Origin of the sequence: Nocardia otitidiscaviarum NBRC 14405, assembly GCF_000308635.1 — a bacterium.
GTDB lineage: Bacteria > Actinomycetota > Actinomycetes > Mycobacteriales > Mycobacteriaceae > Nocardia > Nocardia otitidiscaviarum.
In genome coordinates, this window is sequence record NZ_BAGD01000085.1 from 40,847 (window position 1) to 64,219 (window position 23,373).

Sequence of the window (23,373 nt, forward strand, 5' to 3'; positions counted from 1 at the left end):
ATCGGCCGATCTCAGTCCATGAGCCCGCCCCGCCAGGCGCGGGCCGCCACCTCCACCCGATTCCGGGCCGACAGCCGCCGCTGCACGCTCGCGATATGGGTTTTCACCGTGCCGAGCGACAGGTGTAGCCGCTCCCCGATCTCCGCATTGGTCGCGCCCTGCGCCACCAGCCGGGTCACCTCCAGTTCGCGTGGGCTGAGGGCGGCGATCGCGGCCGCCAGTTCGGGTGGCACCCGGCGGCCCGCGCGGGCGTGGGTGCGGCGCAGCAGCCCGGTGGTGAGTTCCGGGCCGATCAGGGCGTCACCGGCGACGGCCGCACGCACGGCGGCCAGCAACAGGTCCGGACCCGAGTCCTTGAGCAGGAATCCGGTCGCCCCGTGGGCGAGCGCGGTATCGACATAGTCGTCGTCGTTGAAGGTGGTCACCACGACCACGCGCGTCTCGCCGCTGATCTGGCGGCACACCTGGAGTCCGTCCAGTCGCGGCATCCGGATATCCAGCAGCGCCACATCGGGCCGATGCTCGCGCACGGCCGCCACCGCCGCGGCACCGTCGGCGCACTGGGCCACCACCTCGATATCGGGCGCGCTGTCGAGGATCAGCGCGAAACCCATGCGCACCATCTCCTGGTCGTCGGCTATCAGTACCCGAATCGTCATATCCCGCCAGCCTTTCCATCGACCGGGAGCCGCGCGGACACCCGCCAGCGGCCGTCGGGCCGACGACCCGCGGTGACGCTGCCGCCCACCGCCGCCGCTCGCGCGGTCAGTCCGGTCAGCCCGGTGCCACCGCCGCCACCCAATCCCGCTGTCCCGGAACCGTTGTCACACACCTCGACGATCAACTCGGCACCACGGACCCGCACCACCGTATCGATGCGGCTCGCGTCGGCGGCATAGCGCCGAATGTTGTTGAACGCCTCCGCCAGCACCCGGTGCGCCGCCAACAGCACCGCATCGGCCACTCCGGCGTCACGCACGTCCGGGTCGATGTCCGACACCACCTCGGCGGCGACGGTATCGGCGAAACGCGAGACCAGATCGTCGAGGTCGTAGGTGCCGCGCGAGCCCGCACCGTCGCCCAGGGTGTCGACCAGCGAACGGATATCGCCCAGTGCCCGCCGCCCCGACTGTTCGATGCGTTCCAGCAGCGGCCGGGTCCGCTCCCCCGCTCCCGCCTGTGCGGCCTGCGCCAGCACCACCATCCCCATCACCTCGTGCGCGATGACATCGTGCAGTTCCCTTGCCATCTGGGCACGTTCGCCCGCGACGGCCGCACTGCGCTCGGCCACCAGCCGCTGGCGCTGGGCCCGCACGAGCAACCCGATGCCCAGCGCGGTGACCGTCGGAACGGTGACGATCAACACCGCCGTCGGCGCATCGGCGGTCCGCAGGGCGAAGGCCGAGCCGACCGCCGCAACGGCCAGCGCACCGGTGAGCCCGGCGTCGGCGATGCCGACGATCCGCGACGCGGTCACCCCGCTGGCGACCACGGCCACCCACGCCGAGGCCACCGCCCAACCGTGCCCGCCCGGCGACCACAGGCTCACCGCGACGATCACGAGCACCAGCCCCGCCAGGGCGGCCACCACCCCGGCGCGTCGGAGGAGTGGCACCGCGTCCTCCCGCGCCGCCGTCCAGCAGGCCCAACTCCCCAGCGCCGCCCCGCCCGCGTCCACGCCCGTCCACGGCAGCGACCCCGTGGCATTCAACTCCAGCAGCGCGGCCAGCCCGGCGGGCAGCACGCACAGCGCGAACAGGAGGCGACGCATAGGCCCGACCCTAGCGGGCCGAGCGAGCCGGTTCGACAATCCAGCGCATCGACAGCAAACTGGCGGAGGTGCACCACCAGTTGGAGTTGATCTTCCTGGTCCTGTTCGCGACGATCCTGGCGCAGCCGCTGGGCAAGCGGATAGGGCAGGCTCCGGCCGTGCTCATGACGGCCTTCGGATGTGTGCTCGCCCTCATTCCCTCGGTGCCGGAGATCCACATCGATCCGGAGCTGATCCTGCCGATGGTGCTGCCGCCGCTGCTCTACGCCCAGGCGCGGCGCACCTCGTGGCGTCAGTTCGCCGACAACTGGAGTGCCATCGTCATGCGGGCGGTGGTGCTGGTCATCGTGACCACGGCGGCCACGGCCTGGGTGTTCCACGAGATGTTCCCGACGGTGCCGATCGCCGCGGCGGTGGCGTTGGGCGCGCTGGTGGCGCCACCGGATCCGGTGGCGGTCTCGGCGCTGGCGGGCAAGCTGGGGCTGCCGCGCCGCCTGGTGTCGGTGCTCGAGGGTGAGGGGCTGTTCAACGACGTCACCGCCATCGTCATCTACACGGTGGCCGTTCAGGCGGTGCTGACCGGGACGTTCTCGGCGTGGAGCGCAGCCTGGGAGTTCGTGCTGTCGGCGCTGGTCGCGGTGGGCGTGGGGTTGGCGCTGGGCTGGCTGGGCACCATGCTCATGAAGCGGTTGAGCGAAGCGCCGTGGCAGGTGGCGCTGGGGCTGCTGCTGCCCTTCGCGGCCTACGGCATCGCCGACGCCCGCGGCGGTTCGGGAGTGCTGGCGGTGCTGGTGAGCGCGCTGTATCTGACCGACGCGGCAACGGATTTCAGCGACAGCGCCTATCGGACGGTGGGCGACTCCTTCTGGGAGATCACCGAAATGCTGGTCACCGGTTTCGCTTTCGGCCTCATCGGCCTGGAACTGAGCACCGTGTTGCGCACCACCGGCCCGGACTGGCCGCGCTTCCTCACCGGAGCGGCGGCCGTGGTGGCGGTGGTGGTCGGGCTGCGCCTGCTGTGGCTGCTGGGCACCACCGCGGTTTTCCGGGGCTGGTGGCGCACCCGCGACAAGGATGAGCCCTACACCTGGCGGGAAACCCTGGTCACCTGGTGGGCGGGGATGCGCGGCGTGGCGACGGTCGCGCTGGCCCTCGCCGTGCCGTTCACCACCGCCGACGGCGAGCCCTTCCCCGGGCGCACCGAGATCCTGTTCACCGCCTTCGCCGTCGTGCTGTTCACCCTGCTGCTCCAGGGCCCGACACTGCCCGCCGTGGTGCGCGCGACCGGTGTGCACGCCGACACCGAACTCGAACGCACCCTGGAACGCCAACTGTGGACGCGGGTCCTCAATGCGGAACTGGCCCGCCTGAAACAGATTTCGACCACCGAGGATCTGCCGGAGGACGTCTACGTGCGGCTGCGCGAATCCTTCGAACGCCGCCTGGCCCAAGCCGATCCGGAGGCGGCCGACGACAAGGCCCGCCTCGCCACCGACAAGACCCTGAAGTTCACCACCGAGATGCGCCGGATCACCCATGAGGTGATGGAGGCGGGCCGCACCGAAGCCCTGACGGCCCGCCGCGAACCGGGTATCCCACCGGATGTGGTGGATCGGGTGATGCGCCGCCTGGACCTGCGGTCCAACCCCATGCCCTGATCTCGGCCGCCCGGTCAGTCGGCGGTACCACTCTCGAATCGGACGGCCGACACCATGGCCAGCGCCAATGCCTCGGGATCGTCGCCACCGAGATCCGATCCCACCAGCGCGCCCTCACGCCACAGATGCGCGAAACCGTGCACCAGCGACCAGGCCGCGAGCTGACCGGCCCGGTGGTCCTCCTGATCGATGCCCAATTCCGCTATGCCGGACCGTAATTCCGCCCCGGAGCGACGGCGTGCCGCGATCAGCCGATCATCGTCGACGCACAGCAGGTCGCGCCGGAACATGACGTCGAAATGGCCGGGGTTGCGCCGCGCGAAGCCGATGTAGGCGAGGGCCACGGCACGGAAATCCCCTGCCGCGCCGTGCAATTCCGCCGCCAGCAGTTCGAATCCCTCGATGGCGAGTTCCGTGAGCAGTCCCTGTTTGTTGCCGAAGTGATGGGCGGGTGCGGCATGCGAGACTCCGGCCCGCTGGGCGAGGGCGCGCAGTGATACCGCGTCCACGCCGTCCTGAGCGATCTGTTCGGCCGCGGCCCGCAGCAGCGCGGCGCGCAGGTCGCCGTGATGGTAGGCGCTCTTGGTCATCTCTCGATCCTGACGCCAAATCTTGTCATTGACAAGTTCTCGCCGCGGGTTCTAATCTAGCCATTGTCAAGATTCGCTGCTCGCCCCTCAGGAGTGCCCCATGGCGCCACTCATCGCCCTCATCGCCGTCACCGGACTGTCTCGCCTCATCGGCCTGCTCGGTGTCGACTGGCTCGACTCCTGGCCACACGCCACACGCGTCGGTCTGGCCGCCATGTTCCTGCTGACCGCGAGCGCGCATTTCACCCAGCCCAAACGTGACGCCCTGATCGCCATGGTCCCGCCCGCCTTCCCCAACGCGGCGGCCATGATCACCCTCACCGGCGTCCTGGAGGCGGCCGGTGCGGTGGGCCTGCTGCTGCCGCCGGTCGCCCCGGTCGCGGCATTGTGTCTGGCGGCGCTGCTGATCGTCATGTTCCCGGCCAATATCCGAGCCGCGCGGACCGGCGGCGGGGTCAAGACGATGCCGCTGCCCGCTCGCACGGTGGTGCAGGGCGTCTTCCTCGCCGCCTGCGTACTGGCCGCGTTCTGACGGAAGCCGCCAGGCGCACCGGATGATCGCCCCCCGCACGAATGCGGGGGGCGATCACCTGTCGGCTCACACCTGCGCGCCACCCGCCTCGAGAACGAGCGCGTCGACACCGGGCACCAGCGCGCTCACCGAGGTGTCCTTCAGATCCACACCGGAGCGCCCGAGTCTGCGGGCGCCCTCGACCAGACCCGCCGCCACCCGCGCCGCACGCTCGTAGCCGAGCCCTTCCGGCGGATGGATATTGGAGATGCAATTGCGCTCGGAGTCGGCCCGCCCCGGACGCGGCAGGTGGGTGAGATAGATGCCGAGGCTGTCGGCGACCGACAGGCCGGGACGCTCCCCGATGAGTACCAGAACGGTTGCGACGCCGAGACTTTCACCGATGTGATCACCCAGCGCCACCCGCGCCTGGGTGGCGATGACCGGCGGGGCGAGGGTGTAGCGCTCCCCCAACACCGCTACCAGTGCCCGCAGCATGGGCACACCGTGTTCGGCGAGCGCCCGGGGCGACAAACCGTCGGCGAGCACGAAACCGATATCGGCCCCGGTTCCGGGTGACGCCGAAACCCTCTGCCCGACATGACTACTCGGATCCATCTCGATGCCCGGACCGGTGCGCCCACCCGCCGAGGGCGACAGTGCCTCCCCGACCACGGCGCGCACAGAGGGCGTACGTGCCGTCCCTGGCGCATCCGTCGCGGTAACACTCGACGCGGTGGCATTCGACGCGACGGAATGCGGCTCGATGGCGTATGCGGCGGCTTCCGGCGCGCTCGTGCGCGTCCGCTCGATCGCACCCGCCGCGATCGCGGGCAGTCGTCCGAGGTCCGGGCGGCGCAGATACTCCGATCGGTCCGCCGCGCGACTACGCACGTGCGTCGGCCGCCCCAGACCGAGCTCCGCCACCCGCGCGGCCAGGTCGTCCACCGCGAGTGGCGTGTGCACCGCGTCCCGCGCCGCCGCATGCGCGGCCCGGAAGTCCAGCACCCGTTCGGTGGGCAGCGCGTCCCCGGTGCGGCCCAACCCGATCCGCGCCTGGGTGGTGCGCCGCAACTCGGCCCAGAACTCCTCCGAGGTACCCGTACGGGCGGTATCGGTACGGAGGCTATCGCCGCGCACGGGCCTCATGACGCACTCGCCAGGGCGCGCAGCGGCGAGGTGAGCGGCTCGACCGGCCGCACCCGGCCGTCGGCGTCCAGCATGCCCAGCCGGTCCAGCCAGCCCGCGAATTCGGGAGCTGGCCGCAGCCCCAGCACCTTTCGCACGTACAGGGCATCGTGGTAGGCGAGGCTCTGGTACCCGAGCATGACGTCGTCGGCCCCGGGCACCGCGATGACGAAGGCGACACCGGCCGCGCCGAGCAGGGTGAGCAGGGTATCCATATCGTCCTGGTCGGCCTCGGCGTGGTTGGTGTAGCAGACGTCCACGCCCATGGGCAGGCCCAGCAGTTTGCCGCAGAAGTGGTCCTCGAGTCCCGCGCGGATGATTTGCTTGCCGTCGTAGAGGTATTCCGGACCGATGAACCCGACCACCGTATTCACCAGCAGCGGATCGAGATCACGGCAGACCGCGTAGGCGCGGGCCTCCAGGGTCTGCTGGTCCACCGGGTTCCCGCCGGTGCCGAGGTGCGCGCCCGCCGAGAGCGCCGACCCCTGCCCGGTCTCCAGGTACATGACATTGTCGCCGACCGTCCCGCGACCCAGTGCGCGCCCCGCCGCATTCGCTTCCCGCAGCAGCGAGATATTCACGCCGAACCCGGAATTCGCGCCCTCGGTGCCGGCCACGGACTGGAACACCAGATCCACCGGGGCACCCGCCTCGATCAGCCCGAGCGTGGTGGTGACGTGCGAGAGCACACACGACTGCGTCGGAATGTCGAACCGCTGCCGCACCTCGTCGAGCAGGTGCAGCAGATCCGCGGTGGCCCGTGGCGAGTCGGTGGCCGGATTGATGCCGATCACGGCGTCGCCGCAGCCGAGCAGCAGCCCGTCCAGTACGGCGGCGGCGATACCGCGCGGATCGTCGGTGGGATGGTTGGGCTGCAAGCGGGTGGCCAGGGTGCCCGGAAGTCCCACCGTGGTGCGGAATCCGGACCGCACCTCGGTGGCCGAGGCGACCGCGATGAGGTCTTGATTACGCATGAGCTTGCTGACCGCCGCCACCATTTCCGGTGTGAGCCCACGGGATACGGCTGCGAAGGTGGCGGCCGCGTGTTCGGTGGCGGCCACCGCCAGTAGCCAGTCCCGCAGTCCGCCCACGGTCAGGTGCGAAATCTGCTGGAACGCGACGCGATCGTGGGTGTCGACAATGAGCCGGGTGACCTCGTCGCTCTCGTACGGCACCACCACGTCGTTCAGGAAGGTGAGCAGCGGCACCTCCGCCAGCGCCCACTGCGCGGCCGCCCGTTCGGCGTCGGAATGCGCCGCGCACCCGGCCAATTCGTCACCGCTGCGGCGCGGCGTCGCCTTGGCCAACAGCTCGACCAACCCGTCGAACCGGTAACTCACGCCGCCGATGCGCTGCTGGTACACCGTCATTCGAGCTCCTTCTCGGCGCGGGCCAGGATCGCGAACTCCTCATCGGGTGAGGCCGCGACCAGCCGATGGCGACTGTAGAGGGCGAAATAGAGCATGAAGGCGCAGAACGCGGCGAACGTCCAGCCCGCGGCCACCGGATCCACCAGGAAGGTCGCTACCACGGACACACACGCGATCACGAGCGCGAACCCGGTGGTCACCACGCCACCCGGGGTGCGATACGGCCGCCGCATACCCGGCTCGCGCACCCGCAGCACGATATGGCTCACCATCATGAGCACGTAGCTGACCGCCGCCCCGAAGACGGCCATGTTCAGCAGCATCGCGCCTTCGCCGGTCAGCGACAGCCCGAAACCGATCACACCCGGCACGATCAGCGCCCACACCGGGGCCTTGCGGGAGTTGGTGACCGACAGGCTGGTCGGCAGATATCCGGCCCGCGACAGCGCGAAGGTCTGCCGGGAGTAGGCGTAGACGATGGAGAAGAAGCTGGCCACCAGCCCGGCCAGGCCGATGTAGTTCACCGCCGTGGCCGCGCCACCACTGCCCAGCGCCTCGACCAGCGGATTTCCGGAGGTCGAGAGCGCTTGCGCGCCAATCGCTCCCGTGGACAGCACCAGTACGCTGCCGCCGGTCACCAGCAGCACCAGCATGGCCGCGATAATGCCCTTGGGCACGTTCTTCTCCGGCTCGCGCGCCTCCTCCGCGGCCAGCGGCACCCCTTCGACGGCCAGGAAGAACCAGATCGCGAACGGAATCGCCGCCCAGACGCCGAAAGCGCCGAACGGCAGGAACTCCGAGGCCCCCGCCGCCCCGGTATCGACGGGAATATCGGTGAGATTGCCCAGGTCGAAACGGCCCCAGGCCGCCACCGCGAACACCACCAGCCCGATCAGCGCGATCACCGTGATCGCGCACATCACCTTGAGCGCCTCCCCCGCCCCGGCCAGGTGAATGCCGATGAACAGCGCGTACACCGCCAGATACACCCACCAGCCGTCGGTGATCCCGAACAGGTTCAGCGACTCCACATACGCGCCGATGAAGGTGGCGATGGCCGCCGGTGCGATGGCGTACTCGATGAGAACCGCGGTGCCCGTGGCGAATCCGCCCCACGGCCCGAGCGCCCGGCGGGCGAAGGTGTAGCCGCCGCCCGCCGCGGGCAGCGCCGCCGACAGTTCCGCCATACCCAGCACCATGGCCAGGTACATGCCCGCGATGAGGACGGTGGCGATCAAGAGCCCACCGAATCCGCCCTCGGCCAGGCCGAATTCCATCCGGAATAGTCACCGGAGATCACATAGCTCACGCCGAGCCCGGCCAGCAGCAGCCAGCCCGCCGATCCGGAGCGCAGGGTCCGCTTGGCCAGATAATCCTCGGCGGTGTCCGCCGTCGGCCTCGAAGCAGTCGTCATGCAGGTTGCCCGTACCCCTCGTACTCGGTTGGTCACATGCCCAGAGGGCTGACCTGTAGATCCTCCGGACCTATATTGCTGATGTGTAACTACGAGTTTGTGGCGGCATGACGCCGCGTTACGGACCCGCGTGCGTGCCGATCCGCCGCGGACCGAGCACAATCGCAGCTATGCCGCCCGTACCGCACCGGTACCGGTCCCCGTGGACCCGGACCCTCGATCTCGCCGACGAGCTACGCCGGTGGTGTAGCTGGTGGCGGCGACCACACCGGCCGCGGCGGGCGGTGCGAGCCGTGCGCGACCACCTGGCGGCGGCACCGGCCAGCGTTTGCTACGCGTTCACGCTCTTCGTCACCTACTGGACGCTGCGGGGTGCGAACGAGATCACCGACCGCCACATCATCTTCTCGGCCTCCACCAACCTCGCGAATATGCGCCGCGACCCTGTCCAGGTGCTGGTGGCCTCGGCGTTCTGGGTGGACGGCGACTTCCCGTGGGAGTTCATCATCACCTTCCTGACGGTGATGGCCGCCGCCGAACGCTGGCTGGGCACCCTGCGCTGGATCGGTGTGTTCGCCATCGGGCACGTCGGGGCCACACTCGGCACCGTCACCGGAATCGCCTACGCCGTGGAGCATCGCCTGATTCCGCTGCGGGTGGCGCTGGCCTCGGATGTCGGCCCCAGCTACGGCATTTCGGCCGTGCTGGCGGCGCTCACCTTCCGACTGCGGGGGGTGCCGCGACTGCTGTGGGCGGGCCTGCTCATCATCGTCTACGTCGGGGCGGCGGTGCGCGGGCGCACGTTCACCGACTACGGCCACGTCCTGGCCATGACCATCGGCTTCCTCATCGCCGGATCGGCGGTCTTCGCCACCCGGCGGCTGGAACGCGAGTCAGCGCCCCACGGGCTCGGCGCGGGGCCGGTCCTGCTTGATGAAGCCGACGGCGGGTTCGACCAGCCGGGCGGCGATCGGCCCGAGTATCGCCATCAGTAGTACGTAGGCCGAGGCCAGCGCGGCGAGTTCACCGTCGACGCCGCCCATCGTCACCGCCAATCCGGCGATGACGATCGAGAATTCGCCGCGCGCCACCAGCGCAGCACCCGCACGGGCCCGACCCATCCGCCGGATGCCCTGCCGTTTGGCCGCCCGCCACCCGGTGCCCACCTTGGTCAGGGTGGTGACAACGACCAGTGCGACCGCCCAGCCGAGCACCGGTGGAATGGCGGTGGGATCCGTATTGAGACCGAAGGCCACGAAGAAGATCGCCGCGAACAGGTCCCGCAGCGGCTCCAGCAGTTTCGCCGCCTGCTGGGCGGTCGATCCCGAGATGGCGATGCCGAGCAGGAACGCGCCGACCGCGGCCGAGACGTTCAGCGCCGACGCCACCCCCGCGACCAGCAGCGCCGCGCCCAGCAGTTTGAGCAGGAACACCTCCCGGTCCTCGCTGTCCACGACCGCCGAGACGTACCTGCCGTAGCGCAACGCGACGACGAGCACCACCGTGATGGCGAGCATGGCGATGGCGAGTGTCTTCAGCCCGGCGGCGAAGCCCAGCCCGGCCAGCATGACGGTGAGGATGGGCAGGTACACCGCCATGGCCAGGTCTTCGAAGACGAGGATGGACAGGATCACCGGCGTCTCGCGGTTACCGAGTCGGCCGAGGTCGTTGAGGACCTTCGCCACGATGCCCGAAGAGGAGATGTAGGTGACTCCGCCCATGGTGATCGCGCCGACCGTGCCCCAGCCGAGGATCAGCGCCACCAGCACACCGGGCGTCGCGTTGGCGACGATATCGAGCAGCCCGGCCAGCCAGGATCGCCGCAGCCCGGTCACCAGTTCCGCGGCCGTGTACTCGAGCCCGAGCAGCAGGAGCAGCAGCACGACGCCGATTTCCCCGGCGAGATGGCCGAATTCGACCGCGACGTGCAATTCCACGATCCCGCCGGTACCGAAGGCCAGCCCGCCCAGCAGGTACAGCGGAATGGGCGACATGCCGAACCGTCCGGCGATCCGGCCCATCCAGCCGAGCACGAACAAGATCGCGCCGAGTTCGACGAGTCCTAGCGCCGTCGGATCCACGCCGCCTCAGCCGTCGGCGAGGATACGCGCGGCCGCGTCCAGGCCCTGCGGTGTGCCGACCACGACGAGCAGATCACCGGAATCGAGGACGAAGTCCGGGCCGGGCGAAGGATGCAGCTGTCCGGCCCGCATGATCGCCACGATGGAGGCTTTGGTGCGGGTGCGCATCCCGGTCTCCCCCAGCATCCGCCCCCGGTAGGGCGAATTGTTGTTGATCGGGAGCTGCCGGGTGGTGATGCCGGGCAGGTCCCGATGGTCTTCCTTGAGGCTCTCCACCAGCTGCGGCGCGCCGAGCAGATTGGCCAGTACCGCCGCCTCGTCGGTGGTCAGCGGCACCTGGGCCAGGCAGGCATCGGGATCGTCACGCTGCGCGACGATCAGGTCGATGCCCCCGTCGCGGTGCACCACCACTCCGATCCGGCGACCGCCGCGGGACTCGAAATCTTTCCGCACACCGATGCCGGGCAGCGCAGTAACGTCGACGTTCACGACGTCCAGATTAGGACAGATCCCCCCGCGGCAGCTCCACCGGCACGAAGCGACCGTCCGGACCGGGCCGGAACTCGGTGACCTCGACGACCGCCGCCACCGGCAGCGGCCCGTAGAGATGCGGAAACCGCATGGATTCCGGGTCGGTCGGCACGCCCGGCTCCCAGCGCACCGGATCGGTCAGGCGGGCCGGGTCCAGCCACAGCAGCACCAGGTCGCGGCGGCCCGCGAACAGGCGATCGGCGGGCAGGTGCACCTGCCGCGGTGCGGACAGATGGATGAAGCCGACCTCGGCCAACGAGGGAGCGCGCAGTTCCCCGGCCGCGCGCGCCGCCTCCCAGTCCGCCCGCGAACAGATGTGCAGGAGCGGGCCGCTGTACTCCGATACCGTCTCGGGTGCGTCGAGTGCCATGCCGCCACGCTAGCGGTGTCCACGACGCGCGGTCTCTGATAGACCGGTGGCCATGAACCCGTCGCTCATCATGTCCGCCCGCGATATCGAATTCCTGCTCTACGACTGGCTGGACGTGGAGTCGCTGACGACGCGGGACCGCTACGGCGACCACTCGCGCGAGACCTTCGACCAGGTGCTGCGGCTGAGCCAGGATCTCGCCGCCCGCTACTTCGCGCCGCACAACCGCGACAGCGACCTGCACGAGCCCACCTTCGACGGGGAGAAGGTGCACATCATCCCCGCGGTCGGCGAGGCGCTGCGGGCCTTCGCCGATGCCGGGATGATCGGCGCGGCCATGGATTACGAGGTCGGCGGCATGCAGCTGCCCTACAGCGTGTTCACCGCCTGCATGTCGTGGTTCCACGCCGCCAATGTGGGCACCACCGGATACGCGCTGCTCACCGTCGGCAATGCCAATCTGCTTGCCACGCACGGCAGCCCGGAGCAGGTCGACCGCTTCCTGCGCCCCATGCTCGACGGCAGCAGCTTCGGCACCATGGCGCTGTCGGAGCCGCACGCCGGATCCAATCTCGCCGACATGACCACCCGGGCGGTCCCCCAGCAGGACGGCACCTACCGGCTGTTCGGCCGCAAGATGTGGATTTCCGGCGGGGATCACGAACTCTCGGACAATATCGTGCATTTGGTGCTGGCCCGGATCCCCGACGCACCGGCGGGCACCCGCGGCATCTCGCTGTTCATCGTGCCCAAGTACCTGCCCGCCGCCGACGGCACGCCGGGCGAACACAACGACGTGGCGCTGGCGGGCATCAACCACAAGATGGGATGGCGCGGCACGGTCAATACCGCGCCGGTCTTCGGCGACGGCCGCTACACCCCGGGTGGAGCCGCCGGTGCCGTCGGCTACCTGGTCGGCGAGCCCAATCGCGGTCTGGCGTATATGTTCTCGATGATGAACGAGGCGCGCCTGGGCGTCGGCCTGGCCGCCACCGCCCTGGGCTACACCGGATACCTCAAATCCCTGGACTACGCCCGCACGCGGCCGCAGGGCCGCCCGCAGGGGGTGCGCGACGGCGCGCAGGTGCCCATCGTGCGGCATCCGGATGTGCGGCGGATGCTGTTGGCGCAGAAGGCGTACGCGGAGGGCGCGCTCGCGCTCCAGCTGTACTGCGCCAAGCTGGTCGACGATCTGCGCACCGGTACCGACGCCGAGCGCGCCGCCGTGCTGCTGCGCATCCTCACCCCGGTCGCCAAGAGCTGGCCGTCCCAGTGGTGCCTGACCGCCAACGATCTCGCCATCCAGGTGCTCGGCGGTGCGGGCTACACCCGCGACTACGACGTCGAACAGCACTACCGCGACAACCGGCTCAATCCCATTCACGAGGGGACGCACGGCATTCAGAGCCTGGACCTGCTGGGCCGGGCCGTCACCGCCGACGGGGGCAGCGCGCTCACCGCCCTGCTCGACGCCATCGCGACCACGGTGACCGCCGCGCGCGACACCGGCGATACGGAGCTCACCGCCTTCGCCGACGCCCTGGACCTGGCGGCGGGCCGGGTCGCCACCACCACCGCCACGCTGTGGCAGGACCTCCATCCGGAGACGGCGCTGGCCAACTCCGCGGCGTATCTGGAGGCGGTCGGGCATGTGGTGCTGGCTTGGATCTGGTTGCAGCAGTCCCTGGTTGCCAGCGGCGGCGACGCCTTCGCGCTCGGCAAGCGCGCGGCGGCGCGCTACTTCTTCCGCTGGGAGCTGCCGCGGACCGGTCCGCTGTTCGACCTGCTGGTCTCGCGCGACCGGACCACGCTGGACCTGGACGAGTCCTGGTTCTGAAACGAGTCCTACTCGCGTTTGCTACCGAGTCCGTGCCGATATCCAATCGGAGTGTGAGTGTCGGTGCCCCCGGGTAGTCTCCCGATAAGACAAATGGATCGGCCTGTTCCGGAGGGTGATATCGGCGTTTCGCGAATGCGGCCGCGGGCTGTTCGCTTCTAGCGAAACCGCAGGTCGTGTTATCGAAAACACAAAGAAACATTCTCGGGAACAAAGCCCCCGTCCCGAACGTCTGACAAAGTAGTCATAGCCACTGCTGGGAAGTAGCGGTAGCGAGCTCACGGAGAGGTCCGTGAGCCCCACACCAGGCGAACGGTGTGTGAGCACCCGGAGCCAGGACGGAGGAGTCATGCCAGGAACCCTGACTAGCACCCCACTGACCGCGGTCGACCGTTGCGACCGCTGCGGGGCAGGCGCGCGCGTGCGTGCGACCCTTCCCGGTGGTGGAGAGTTGCTCTTCTGCCAGCATCACGCCAATGAGCACATGGATCGTCTTCGTGAGCTCGAAGCCGTGATCGACACGGAGTCGGCACCGGCGCTGTAATCAGCTCCTCCGCCTCGCGGTATGTGAACGCGAGGGGTCCGCTCGACAACTGAATCTTCCCAACAGAAAACCCGACAGCGGGCGACCACACGGTCGCCCGCTGTCGCGCTCTCTGCCCGCCGATTTGACACGAACCGAATCGAGGTGTCCCCTGTCCGCCATCCACGTCACCTACCTGCCGGACCGGCACATGTTCGCCCTCTGGACCTGGGCTGGAACCGGCCCCGGCGCCGCCCCGCGCGGTATCGGGGAGCGGGAGACCGTCGCGCTGGCCGTGCCGTCCGGGCGGCGGATCGAGATCGCCGACGTCGAATGCGCCCTGGTGGAACCCGAGCGACTCCCGACACTGACACTGCCCGACCTCGCGGGCTCCGGCCGGGCGTGGCTCGCGGCGCTCACCGACACACCCGGTCCGCTCCCCGCCGCCGCGCACGCGGTGCCCAATGCGGCGGGAACGGCCGTGGTGTCCGCCGAGCGGGCACTGCGAACCCTGCGGGAGACGGTGGCCCTCTCCGGCGAACTGCGCTCGGGCCTGAAGGCGGAACTCCGGCCGTACCAGGCCCGCGGCATCACCTGGCTGCGGGAGACGACCACCGCGCACGGCGGTGCGGTCCTGGCCGATGAGATGGGCCTCGGGAAGACGGTGCAGGCCATCGGCTTCCTGCTGGGGCGGGCCGCCGAGGGACCGCAACTGGTGGTGTGCCCGACCTCCCTGGTCGGCAACTGGGTGCACGAGATCGAACGATTCGCGCCCGGCCTGCGCGCCGTCGCCTGGCGGGGCGGGCAGCCGCCGCACGCCACGGCGGGCACGGTGGTGGTCACCGGCTATCCCACGCTGCGCGGGCACGGCCCCGTCCTGGCCGAAACACACTGGGCCGCGGTGGTGTTCGACGAGGCGCAGGTCCTGAAGAATCCGCGCACGCAGGTGGCCAAGGCGGCGCGGGCCATCGACGCGGCGGTACGGGTGGCGCTCACCGGAACCCCGGTGGAGAACCATCTCGACGAGCTGTGGGCGTTGCTCAACCTGGTGGTGCCCGGGGAGTTCACGCACCGGTCGCAGTTCCGGCGGCGATTCGTGCGACCCGTGCACGAGGGGTCGGCCGAGGCGGTGCTGCGGCTGCGTGACGCCATCGAACCGGTGGTGCTGGCGCGGCGCAAGGCACAGGTGGCGGCGAGCCTGCCGCCCAAGATCCACAGCGACCTGGTCTGCGATCTGACCGCCGAACAGGAGACGCTCTACGACCGGCTGCTCGACCGCGCCGAGGCGGAAGGCTTCGGGTCCGGAGCGCAACGGCACACGCGCGTGCTGGCGGTGCTGACCGAGTTGAAGCAGGTGTGCAACCATCCCGGCCTCGTCACCGGTGAGCTGGACGAATTGTCCGGGCGCTCGGGCAAGTTCGATGTATGCGCCGATATTCTCGCCAACAATGTGGAGGTGGGCGCGCCCACACTGGTGTTCACGCAGTACCGGCGCACCGGGGAGCTGCTGGTGCGGCTGTGCGCCGAACGGTTCGGGGTGACGGCCCCGTTCTTCCACGGCGGGCTGAACCAGCAGGAGCGCGCCGAGATCGTGCGGCGGTTCCAATCCGCCGACGGCCCACCGGTTCTCGTGCTGAGCCTGAAGGCGGCCGGGACGGGGCTGACGCTGACCCGGGCGGCGGATGTGGTGCATTTCGACCGCTGGTGGAATCCGGCGGTGGAGGCGCAGGCCTCCGATCGCGCGCACCGCATCGGGCAGACCCGCACGGTCACCGTCACCACGCTGACCTCGGGCACCACCATCGAGGAGCACATCGCGGGCATGCACGATCGCAAATCCGCGCTCACCGATCTCACCGATGCCGCCGGGGTGGCGACCCTGGCCCGCCTCGACGACGACCGACTCATGGAACTGCTGCGCCGGAAGCGAGGCAACTGATATGCCCGACAACGAATTCGGTTTCACGACCTGGGGTATGGACTGGGTGCGCCTGGCCGAACCGCTCTCGGTGACCAAACCCGAACCGCTGCTGCCCCGCGCCCGCAGCATCGCCCGGCACGGCGGGGTGCGGACGGAGGTCGAGCACACCGTGGTGCGCGCCACCATCCACCGCGGTTCCGAGGCGTCGGTCACCTACCTGGAGTTCGCGCCGCTGACCGGGGCCGCCACCCGCACCATCGCCGAACTCGTCCCCGCCGGTGCGCTGACCCCGACCGACGAGATGCACGCGGCGATCCGCGCCGCGGGCATCACCCTGGCACCCACCCTCACCAGCGCGGACTGCTCCTGCCGCGCCCGCACCACGCGCTGCGTCCACATGCTCGCCACCTGCTACACCCTCGCTCGCATGGTGGACGAGAATCCCTGGCTGGCCCTGGACCTCCAGGGCTACCGCACGGGCGGCGCGACCGAGGAGGGCCCGGAGCCCGCCCCGGCCCGCTGGACCCCCATCGACAGTCTGGATCCCGCCCGGTTCTTCGACCTCGCCTGACGACGGTCGACACGGCTGGGCGACCGTGGAAATCACCGTCGACCATCCTCGGGTCTCCCAGGAGTACGGCGTGCGCGATGGCGACTTCGCCGATCTGAGCCGAATCGCGACCGGCCGCGGGTCAGGCGTTCGTTCCGCTGTCGACCGTGAGGAACGCGCCGGTGACGCTGCGGGCGGAATCGCTCGCGAGATAGGTGACGGCGGCGGCGATATCGGTGGCCACACCGAAGCGGCCCAGGGCGGTGAGCTGGACCTGCCCCTCGGCGTGATCGCTGTCGGCCGGGTTCATATCGGTGTCGGTGGAGCCGGGCTGGATGAGATTGACGGTGATGCCGCGCGGGCCGAGTTCGCGGGCAAGGGCTTTGGTGAAACCGTTGAGGGCCGATTTGCTCAGGTTGTAGAGCGCCAGTCCGCCGAATGGCGCGTGCTCGACCAGGTTGGTGCCGATGCTGATGATGCGGCCACCCTCGGTCAGATACTTCAGCGCGGCCTGCGCGGCGACGAACGGGGCGCGGGCGTGGATGTGCAGGGCGTTGTCGATCTCGTCGACGGTGAACTCCTCGAACGGCTTGGCAGGGAAGATGCCCGCGTTGTTGACCAGCACATCGAGCCGGCCGAGCTCGGCGGCGGCGCGGTCGACGGCGGCGGCCACCGCGGTGGCGTCGGCGCTGTCGGCCCGAATGGCCACGGCCCGACGACCCAGCGCCTCGAGTTCGGCGACCATGTTCTTCGCCAGCACGTCATTGGCCTGATACGTCAGCGCCACATCCGCGCCCGCGGCGGCGAGCGCGCGGGCGATCGCCGCGCCGATCCCCCGGCTGCCACCGGTCACCAGCGCCACCTTGCCCGTCAGATCCGACATCGGAACCCTCCATCACTTTTTGTGTCGATCAGTACATAAATACCCAAGCAGAGGCCGGGCGGTCGCGTCAAGGGGTATATTTAACGATCGACACAGAAAGGAGTCCGCCATGGCGGAACGCGGACGGCCACGGGCGTTCGACCGCGACATCGCGCTGCGGCGCGCCATGGAGGTGTTCTGGGAGCACGGCTACGAGGGCGCGTCCATGACCGACCTCACCACCGCCATGGGCATCAACTCCCCCAGCCTCTACGCTGCCTTCGGCGGCAAGGAGGCGCTGTTCCGCGAGGCCGTCGCGCTCTACGGCCGCACCGAGGGCGGCCTGACCGAACGCGCCCTGCGCGAGGAGCCCACCGCCCGCGCCAGCATCGAGGCCATGCTGCGCGACAACGCCCGCTCCTACACCACCCCCGGCTCCCCGCGCGGCTGCATGGTGGTGCTGGCGGGCTCCACCTACACCACCCGCAATACCGCCGTCCGCGACTTCCTCATCGATATGCGCAGGTGCACAACCGAAGACATCCGGCGGCGACTGGAACGCGGTGTCGCCGACGGGGATCTGCCGCCGGGCACCGATATCGATGCCCTCGCCGCCTTCTACGCGACCGTGCTGTACGGACTGTCCATTCAGGCCCGCGACGGCGTGGACGACCGCGAACTGCAACGCTCCATCGACACCGCCATGGCGGCCTGGCCGGTACCGACGCGCTGATCCCTTGCCGCCCAGCGCTTGTCGACCTCAGGCGCGCGGCGTCACATCGGATTCGACGATCCGCTCCGACGGCGCGGGCAGTCGCCGCGCCAGCACCTCACCCCGGAAGAACTCCGGCATGGAGCGGGCGAGCAGCAGATACAGCGGCACCCCGAGCAGCAGGGTGCCCACGCCGAGCAGGAAGACCCCGCCGATCTGCCAGTGCGGCAGGAAGGGCAGCGTCCAGGCGGAATCGCCGTAATCGGCCTGCCAGGACGTGACGGCCGTCCAGCCCGCCGCGAACAGCAGCATGCCGCCGCCGAGCGCGGGCAGCACGCCCTTCATGACCAGAGCCCTTCGGTCCGAAGCGAATTCGTGCCGGTACAGCCAGGCGCAGCTGACGCCGGTGAGACCGTAGTAGACACCGATGGAGATGCCGATGGCCGTCACCGCGTCGGCGATGAGCCGCCCGCCGGAGGCAAAGTTCAACGCCACATAGAGCAGCACCGACAGCGCGCCGAACACCACCGTCGAGACGATCGGGGTGCGGAAGCGCGGATGGACGCGGCCGAACGCCTCCGGCAGCGCGCGATGCAGCGCCATGGAGTAGGTGGTGCGGGCGGTCGGCAGAATCGTGGTCTGGGTGGAGGCCGCGGCCGAGGTGAGCACCATGAGGAACAGCAGGTGCACCAGGAACGAGCCGACCGGGCCCGCGCCGAACACCGCGGTGCCGAGCGCGCCGAGCACATCGTCGACATGATCCGGATTGGCCAGGCCCAGCCCCTCGGTGCCGCTGCCCGCGAAGGCCTGCGCCGCCACCGTCACCAGCAGGTACAGCGCGACGAGGGTGATGGTGGACAGCACCGCCGACCGGCCCGGCGTGCGGCGCGGGTCCACCGTCTCCTGGTTCACCGAGACCGCCGAATCCCACCCCCAGTAGATGAACACCATGAGCAGCAGCGCGGTCACGAAATCGTTGAACGAGCCGATCGCGAACGGGTCGAACCACTCCCAACTCGGCGTCGCCGCACCCACGGCGGCGTGCCCGAGGAACACCCGCACCAGCGCGACCACCGCGAACAGCACCAGGATCACGAACTCGACGGCCAGCAGCCAGGACTGCAACCGCGCCGACACATCGATCCCGGCCACCGCCACCGCGGTCATGACCACCAGATAGACAATGCCCAGCAACAACACCCACCAGCTGGTGGCGTCCGATCCGATCCCGTCGGCACCCACCAGCAGGAAGGTGTACTGCGCGCTGATCTGGGCCAGACTCGCCATCACCAGCAGATCCGACACCACGATCGCCCACCCGGCCATCCACCCCGTGAACGGTCCGAACGCCCGCGTCGCCCACACGAAGCTGGTCCCCGGATCCGGTTCCACCGCATTGAGATCCCGATATCCGATGGCCACCAGCAGCATCGGCACGAACGCCAGCAGCACGATGATCGGGGCCTGCAACCCCACGGCCGCGACCACCAGGCCGAGGGTGGCGGTGATGCTGTACGCGGGCCCGGCGGAGGCCACACCGATGACGACGCTGGACGCCAGGGAAAGCGCACCCGACCGCAGGGTGCTCGGAGAAGTCACCGAACAAGGTTAATGGCAACAATCCCGCAACCAGGAATCCGAGGCCACATCCGAGCGGAGCACACCCGAGCGGGGGCCGCACCCGAACGGCGGGGCCGCATCCGAGCCACGTAGGTCCGCGCTCGAGCCGCAGGGACAGCGGCGCGGCTTCCCGGGTGCCGCCGTCCTACATCCGGCGCAGTGCGGCGATCCGCTGCTCGAGCTGATCGGCGGTCGCCAAAGCCGTGGGCGGTCCCCCGCATTCGCGCCGCAGTTCTCCGTGGATCACCCCGTGCGGCTTTCCGGTCCGATGGTGATGCATGGCAACCAGGCTGTTCAGCTCCCGACGCAGTTCCCCGAGCCGGTCGGCGGTCGCCGCCCGCTCGGTGGCCGCGGTGATGCCGGCCCCCGACTCCGGTCGCACCGCGGTGTCCACCGCCGCGCTGCGCTCCTGCAACTGCCGGGTCTGCCGGTCACGCAGCAGCGCCCGCATCTGGTCGGCGTCGAGCAGACCCGGAATGCCGAGGTAGTCGGCCTCCTCGTCACTGCCCGCGAAGGTCGCGGTGCCGAAGGAGTCGCCGTCGTAGATGACCTGGTCGAGTTCGGCGTCGGCGGCGAGGGCGACGAACTTGCGCTCTTCTTCCCCCGGCTCGTCCTGCTGCCGGTTGGCGTCGATGAGCAGTTCGTCCTCGAGGGCGCTGGCCTCGCGGTGCGGTTTGCCGATTACGTGGTCGCGCTGGATCTCCAGCTGCGCCGCCAGGTCGAGCAGCACCGGCACCGAGGGTAGGAAGACGCTCGCGGTCTCCCCGGGTCTGCGCGCACGCACGAACCGTCCGATGGCCTGCGCGAAGTACAGCGGCGTCGACGCGGACGTGGCGTACACACCCACCGCCAGCCGGGGCACGTCGACGCCCTCGGACACCATGCGGACGGCCACCATCCACGGGTCGGTGCTCCGGCTGAACTGGTCGATGCGGTCGGAGGAGCCCGGATCGTCGGAGAGCACCACGGTCGGCTTGCTGCCGGAGATGTGCTCGATCAGTTCGGCGTAGTCGCGGGCCTTCTCCTGATCGGTGGCGATGATCAGGCCGCCCGCGTCCGGCATCCCGGTGGCGCGCAGCTGCCGCAGGCGGGTGTCGGCGGCGGTGAGCACCTTCGACATCCAGTCACCGGCGGGGTCGAGCGCGGTGCGCCAGGCGCGGGCGGTGTGCTCGGCGCTCAGCGGTTCACCGAGCCGGGCCTGATACTCCTCGCCCGCGCTGTCGCGCCAGTGCGCGTCACCGCTGTAGGCGAGGAAGACCACCGGACGCACGACACCGTCCGCGAGGGCCTCGGAATAGCCGTAGGTGTGGTCGGCGCGCGACTTCTCGAAGCCCGACTCGTCGGGCTCGTAACTCACGAACGGAATCTTCGAGTCGTCGCTGCGGAACGGCGTACCGGTCAGCGCCAGGCGTCTGGTGGCGTCGCCGAACGCCTCCTCGACCGCCTCTCCCCAGCTCTTGGCGTCACCGGCGTGGTGGATCTCGTCGAAGATCACCAGCGTGCGCCGGTTCTCGGTGCGCACTCGGTGTTTGAACGGATGCGAGGCCACCTGCGCGTAGGTGACGACCACACCGTGGTAATCCGACGATGTGGAGCCCGTGGAGTTGGAGAAGTTGGAGTCGAGCTGGAGTCCGCTGCGCTGCGCCGAGGCCGCCCACTGGTGTTTGAGGTGTTCGGTCGGCGCGACCACGGTGATCTGGTCGACGGTGCGGTCGGTGAGCAGTTCGGCGGCGATACGCAGCGCGAACGTGGTCTTACCGGCACCGGGCGTGGCCACCGCGAGGAAGTCCCGTGGCTTCGACGTCAGATACTTGGTGAGAGCCCTACGCTGCCATGCACGAAGCGAACCGCCACCACCCGAAGTCACTCGGAAGAGATTAGCGACCGCGACCGACACCGCACCAATTCGACACATCACAGTTGGGTGGTTCCCGACACATTGGCAGGTCGCAAGCCAACCGCAACCCAGGTGGGCGATGCTGTAACCACCATGAACGAGCACGCTGGCCCTTCTGCGACATCCGCCGCACCGAGCGGCGCGCTCGCGCATGTCGCCGCCGCCGTGCGCCGCGGCTGGGAACTCGTCGCCCACGTGGCCGTGAAGGCGTGGGACGATTCGATTTTCGCCAAGTCGGCCGCGGCCGCGTTCTGGCAGACGCTGTCGCTGGCCCCGCTGCTGCTGGGTCTGCTCGGCAGCCTCGGCTACGTGGGCGGCTGGTTCGGTCCCGACACCGTGCAGATCGTGGAATCCAAGGTGATCAGTTTCAGCCGGAAGCTGTTCAGCCCCAGCGTGGTCGACGATCTCATCGCGCCGACGGTCAACGACGTGCTGTTGCGCGGGCACGGCGGTGTGGTGTCCTTCGGCTTCGTGCTCTCGCTGTGGGCGGGCTCCTCGGCCATGGCCACCTTCGTGGACGCCATCACCGCCGCGCACGGTCAGGCCGATGCCCGACATCCGGTGTGGCAACGACTGTTCGCGCTGTTGCTGTACGTGGGTTTCCTGGTGGCGGCGGTGCTCATCCTGCCGCTGGTCGCGCTGGGACCCGCGCTGGTGGGCCGGGCGCTGCCGGAGAGTTGGCGCGAACCCGGACTGCGGCTGGTGGACAGCTTCTATTACCCGGGCACGGCGCTGCTGCTCATCGTGGGCTTGACCACCCTGTACAAACTGGCCCTGCACCGCACCCTGCCCTGGCACCGGCTCTTCGGCGGCGCGCTGGTGGCCGGTGTGTTCTTCATGGCCGCCAGTGAGGGCCTGCGCCGCTATCTGACCTGGGTCACCCGCACCGGCATCAGCTACGGCGCGCTCGCCACCCCCATCGCCTTCCTGCTGTTCACCTTCTTTCTCGGCTTCGCGGTGATCCTGGGCGCGGAGTTCAATGCCAGCGTGCAGGAGTTCTGGCCCGCCCGGCAGACCCGCTGGACCCAGTTCCAGCAGTGGCTGGCGCAGCGCCGCCGCCGACGGCTGTCCGAGGACATCGGCCCCGACGAGGGCGACCCGGACACCGACCTCCCGCCCCCGCTGCCGCCCGCGGACCCGCAGCCGGTACGCACGGTCTGAGCGTCGCAGGGCCGACCGTCGGCCACCCGGATCACAACGGCCGTGGTGAGGCGCGCAGGACCCGACCACCGGGTTTCCGTCGGTCACGGATCCCTGCACTCACCGAGGCGCTGGCCGAAAACGGTTGCGGTACTTGCCATCGCATGGACGTTTCCGTCATCCCCTGCGCCACGCAGGTATCTTGCGGGTATGGGTGACCCATTCGATCGAGCCGACGTCCGTTCCGCCACCGCCACCGATATCGACCCCGCCGTCCGCACCCTCACCCGCGCTTTCGAGCACTATCCGATGACCCGGCGCAGCCTGGCCCCGGACGACTACCTCACCCGCCTGGCCCGCTACCAGCGCCTGTTCCTCAGCGGTATCGGCCTGCCCCACGGTCGGGTGTGGGTAACCGACGACCACAGCGCCGTCTCGGTCTGGCTGACCCCGCGCACCCCGCTCAGCGTCTTCGCGGATCTCGCCGCGGAATTCGAGGACATCAGCGGCAGCCGCGCCGACGTTGTCGCGATGGACGGTCCGGTGATCGAGGCGCACCGGCCCGCGGAACCCGTCTGGGGTCTGGCCGTGGTCGGTGTGGACCCGGACCAGCGCGGCCGGGGTCTGGGGCGGGCGGTCATCGCCCCGGGCCTGGCCGCCGCGGATGCCGAAGGCGTGCAGGCGTTTCTGGAGACGCAGGACGCGGCGAATCTGCCGTTCTACGAATCGCTGGGATTCAAGGTCGTCGGCGAAGTCCGGCTGCCCGACGACGGCCCGATGCACTGGGCCATGCTCCGACCGACGCCCTGAGCGGCCGGGCTGGCTGA

The 23,373-nt window shown here is 69.6% G+C and carries 20 protein-coding genes and 3 pseudogenes; 10 read left to right on the forward strand and 13 right to left on the reverse strand.

Annotated features, from left to right (window positions below; genetic code table 11):
* Nucleotides 1–11: 11 nt before the first annotated feature.
* Both ON31_RS18955 and ON31_RS34750 read right to left on the reverse strand, forming a co-directional pair.
* Nucleotides 12–659 (reverse strand): response regulator, encoded by a 648-nt coding sequence (locus ON31_RS18955; protein WP_039815472.1) that lies wholly within the window; start codon nucleotides 657–659, stop codon nucleotides 12–14.
* Nucleotides 656–1,771, reverse strand: a complete 1,116-nt coding sequence (locus ON31_RS34750) for a sensor histidine kinase (RefSeq protein WP_051037469.1) — start codon at nucleotides 1,769–1,771, stop codon at nucleotides 656–658. Before ON31_RS34750 ends, ON31_RS18955 begins: the two co-directional genes overlap by 4 nt.
* Nucleotides 1,772–1,839: 68 nt before the next feature.
* Between ON31_RS34750 and ON31_RS18965 the strand changes: the two genes are divergently transcribed.
* Entirely contained in the window at nucleotides 1,840–3,429 is a 1,590-nt protein-coding gene (locus ON31_RS18965) for a Na+/H+ antiporter (RefSeq protein ID WP_039815473.1), read from the forward strand.
* A gap of 14 nt (nucleotides 3,430–3,443) precedes the next feature.
* Here ON31_RS18965 and ON31_RS18970 read toward each other — a convergent pair whose 3' ends face one another.
* Entirely contained in the window at nucleotides 3,444–4,019 is a 576-nt protein-coding gene (locus tag ON31_RS18970; RefSeq protein WP_039815474.1) for a TetR/AcrR family transcriptional regulator, read from the reverse strand.
* A 100-nt stretch (nucleotides 4,020–4,119) separates the two neighbouring features.
* Here ON31_RS18970 and ON31_RS18975 point away from each other — a divergent pair, with 100 nt between their 5' ends.
* The gene (locus ON31_RS18975; RefSeq protein WP_039815475.1) at nucleotides 4,120–4,551 is read left to right on the forward strand and encodes a DoxX family protein; all 432 of its coding nucleotides are present in this window, start codon (nucleotides 4,120–4,122) and stop codon (nucleotides 4,549–4,551) included.
* Nucleotides 4,552–4,617: 66 nt separating this feature from the next.
* On the opposite strand, the pseudogene ON31_RS35245 reads toward ON31_RS18975, so the two are convergent.
* From ON31_RS35245 to eat, 4 genes and pseudogenes are all read right to left on the reverse strand, one after another.
* A pseudogene (locus ON31_RS35245) lies at nucleotides 4,618–5,118 on the reverse strand (ethanolamine ammonia-lyase light chain EutC); the annotation flags it as partial.
* 240 nt (nucleotides 5,119–5,358) lie between these two features.
* Nucleotides 5,359–5,679: pseudogene (locus ON31_RS35250) on the reverse strand (ethanolamine ammonia-lyase light chain EutC); the annotation flags it as partial.
* Nucleotides 5,676–7,088, reverse strand: a complete 1,413-nt coding sequence (locus ON31_RS18985; protein ID WP_039815476.1) for an ethanolamine ammonia-lyase subunit EutB — start codon at nucleotides 7,086–7,088, stop codon at nucleotides 5,676–5,678. The pseudogene ON31_RS35250 and the gene ON31_RS18985, both read right to left, overlap by 4 nt.
* Nucleotides 7,085–8,502 (reverse strand): annotated as a pseudogene (eat, locus tag ON31_RS18990) (ethanolamine permease). The gene ON31_RS18985 and the pseudogene eat overlap by 4 nt, the downstream one beginning before the upstream one ends.
* A 293-nt stretch (nucleotides 8,503–8,795) precedes the next feature.
* On the opposite strand from eat, the gene ON31_RS18995 reads away from it, so the two are divergent.
* Nucleotides 8,796–9,497, forward strand: coding sequence for a rhomboid-like protein (locus ON31_RS18995; protein ID WP_039815477.1), 702 nt, complete (start codon nucleotides 8,796–8,798; stop codon nucleotides 9,495–9,497).
* On the opposite strand, the gene ON31_RS19000 is transcribed toward ON31_RS18995, so the two are convergent.
* Genes ON31_RS19000 through ON31_RS19010 form a run of 3 tightly spaced genes read right to left on the reverse strand, consistent with a single transcriptional unit; the run spans nucleotide 9,396 to nucleotide 11,484 of the window.
* Nucleotides 9,396–10,583, reverse strand: coding sequence for a cation:proton antiporter (locus ON31_RS19000; RefSeq protein ID WP_039815478.1), 1,188 nt, complete (start codon nucleotides 10,581–10,583; stop codon nucleotides 9,396–9,398). The two genes, ON31_RS18995 and ON31_RS19000, sit on opposite strands and share 102 nt — an antisense overlap.
* Before the next feature lie 6 nt (nucleotides 10,584–10,589).
* Nucleotides 10,590–11,072, reverse strand: a complete 483-nt coding sequence (locus ON31_RS19005) for a cation:proton antiporter regulatory subunit (RefSeq protein WP_029924074.1) — start codon at nucleotides 11,070–11,072, stop codon at nucleotides 10,590–10,592.
* A 10-nt stretch (nucleotides 11,073–11,082) separates the two neighbouring features.
* On the reverse strand, nucleotides 11,083–11,484 hold the full coding sequence (locus ON31_RS19010; RefSeq protein WP_051037471.1) for a DUF952 domain-containing protein: 402 nt from the start codon (nucleotides 11,482–11,484) through the stop codon (nucleotides 11,083–11,085).
* A 52-nt stretch (nucleotides 11,485–11,536) separates the two neighbouring features.
* Between ON31_RS19010 and ON31_RS19015 the strand changes: the two genes are divergently transcribed.
* From ON31_RS19015 to ON31_RS19030, 4 genes are all read left to right on the forward strand, one after another.
* Nucleotides 11,537–13,321, forward strand: coding sequence for an acyl-CoA dehydrogenase (locus ON31_RS19015; protein WP_039815481.1), 1,785 nt, complete (start codon nucleotides 11,537–11,539; stop codon nucleotides 13,319–13,321).
* Nucleotides 13,322–13,670: 349 nt separating this feature from the next.
* Nucleotides 13,671–13,865 carry a DUF7455 domain-containing protein gene (locus ON31_RS38055; RefSeq protein ID WP_029924071.1) on the forward strand — a complete coding sequence of 65 codons (195 nt, stop codon included), beginning with the start codon at nucleotides 13,671–13,673 and terminating at the stop codon, nucleotides 13,863–13,865.
* A 190-nt stretch (nucleotides 13,866–14,055) separates the two neighbouring features.
* On the forward strand, nucleotides 14,056–15,783 hold the full coding sequence (locus tag ON31_RS19025) for a DEAD/DEAH box helicase (RefSeq protein WP_039815575.1): 1,728 nt from the start codon (nucleotides 14,056–14,058) through the stop codon (nucleotides 15,781–15,783).
* Between the two features lies 1 nt (nucleotide 15,784).
* Nucleotides 15,785–16,336 (forward strand): hypothetical protein, encoded by a 552-nt coding sequence (locus ON31_RS19030; RefSeq protein ID WP_039815482.1) that lies wholly within the window; start codon nucleotides 15,785–15,787, stop codon nucleotides 16,334–16,336.
* 121 nt (nucleotides 16,337–16,457) lie between these two features.
* Here the strand turns inward: ON31_RS19030 and ON31_RS19035 are convergent, their stop codons facing one another.
* Entirely contained in the window at nucleotides 16,458–17,198 is a 741-nt protein-coding gene (locus tag ON31_RS19035; protein WP_039815483.1) for an SDR family oxidoreductase, read from the reverse strand.
* A gap of 109 nt (nucleotides 17,199–17,307) precedes the next feature.
* Here ON31_RS19035 and ON31_RS19040 point away from each other — a divergent pair, with 109 nt between their 5' ends.
* The gene (locus ON31_RS19040) at nucleotides 17,308–17,910 is read left to right on the forward strand and encodes a TetR/AcrR family transcriptional regulator (protein WP_039815484.1); all 603 of its coding nucleotides are present in this window, start codon (nucleotides 17,308–17,310) and stop codon (nucleotides 17,908–17,910) included.
* A gap of 27 nt (nucleotides 17,911–17,937) precedes the next feature.
* Here ON31_RS19040 and ON31_RS19045 read toward each other — a convergent pair whose 3' ends face one another.
* Both ON31_RS19045 and ON31_RS19050 read right to left on the reverse strand, forming a co-directional pair.
* Entirely contained in the window at nucleotides 17,938–19,488 is a 1,551-nt protein-coding gene (locus ON31_RS19045) for an APC family permease (RefSeq protein ID WP_039815486.1), read from the reverse strand.
* A gap of 166 nt (nucleotides 19,489–19,654) precedes the next feature.
* Entirely contained in the window at nucleotides 19,655–21,376 is a 1,722-nt protein-coding gene (locus tag ON31_RS19050; RefSeq protein ID WP_039815488.1) for a DEAD/DEAH box helicase, read from the reverse strand.
* 123 nt (nucleotides 21,377–21,499) lie between these two features.
* Here ON31_RS19050 and ON31_RS19055 point away from each other — a divergent pair, with 123 nt between their 5' ends.
* Both ON31_RS19055 and ON31_RS19060 read left to right on the forward strand, forming a co-directional pair.
* Nucleotides 21,500–22,567 carry a YihY/virulence factor BrkB family protein gene (locus ON31_RS19055; RefSeq protein WP_051037473.1) on the forward strand — a complete coding sequence of 356 codons (1,068 nt, stop codon included), beginning with the start codon at nucleotides 21,500–21,502 and terminating at the stop codon, nucleotides 22,565–22,567.
* Nucleotides 22,568–22,756: 189 nt separating this feature from the next.
* A complete protein-coding gene (locus ON31_RS19060) occupies nucleotides 22,757–23,356 on the forward strand; it encodes a GNAT family N-acetyltransferase (protein WP_039815490.1) in 600 nt (199 codons plus the stop codon).
* Nucleotides 23,357–23,373 lie beyond the last annotated feature (17 nt).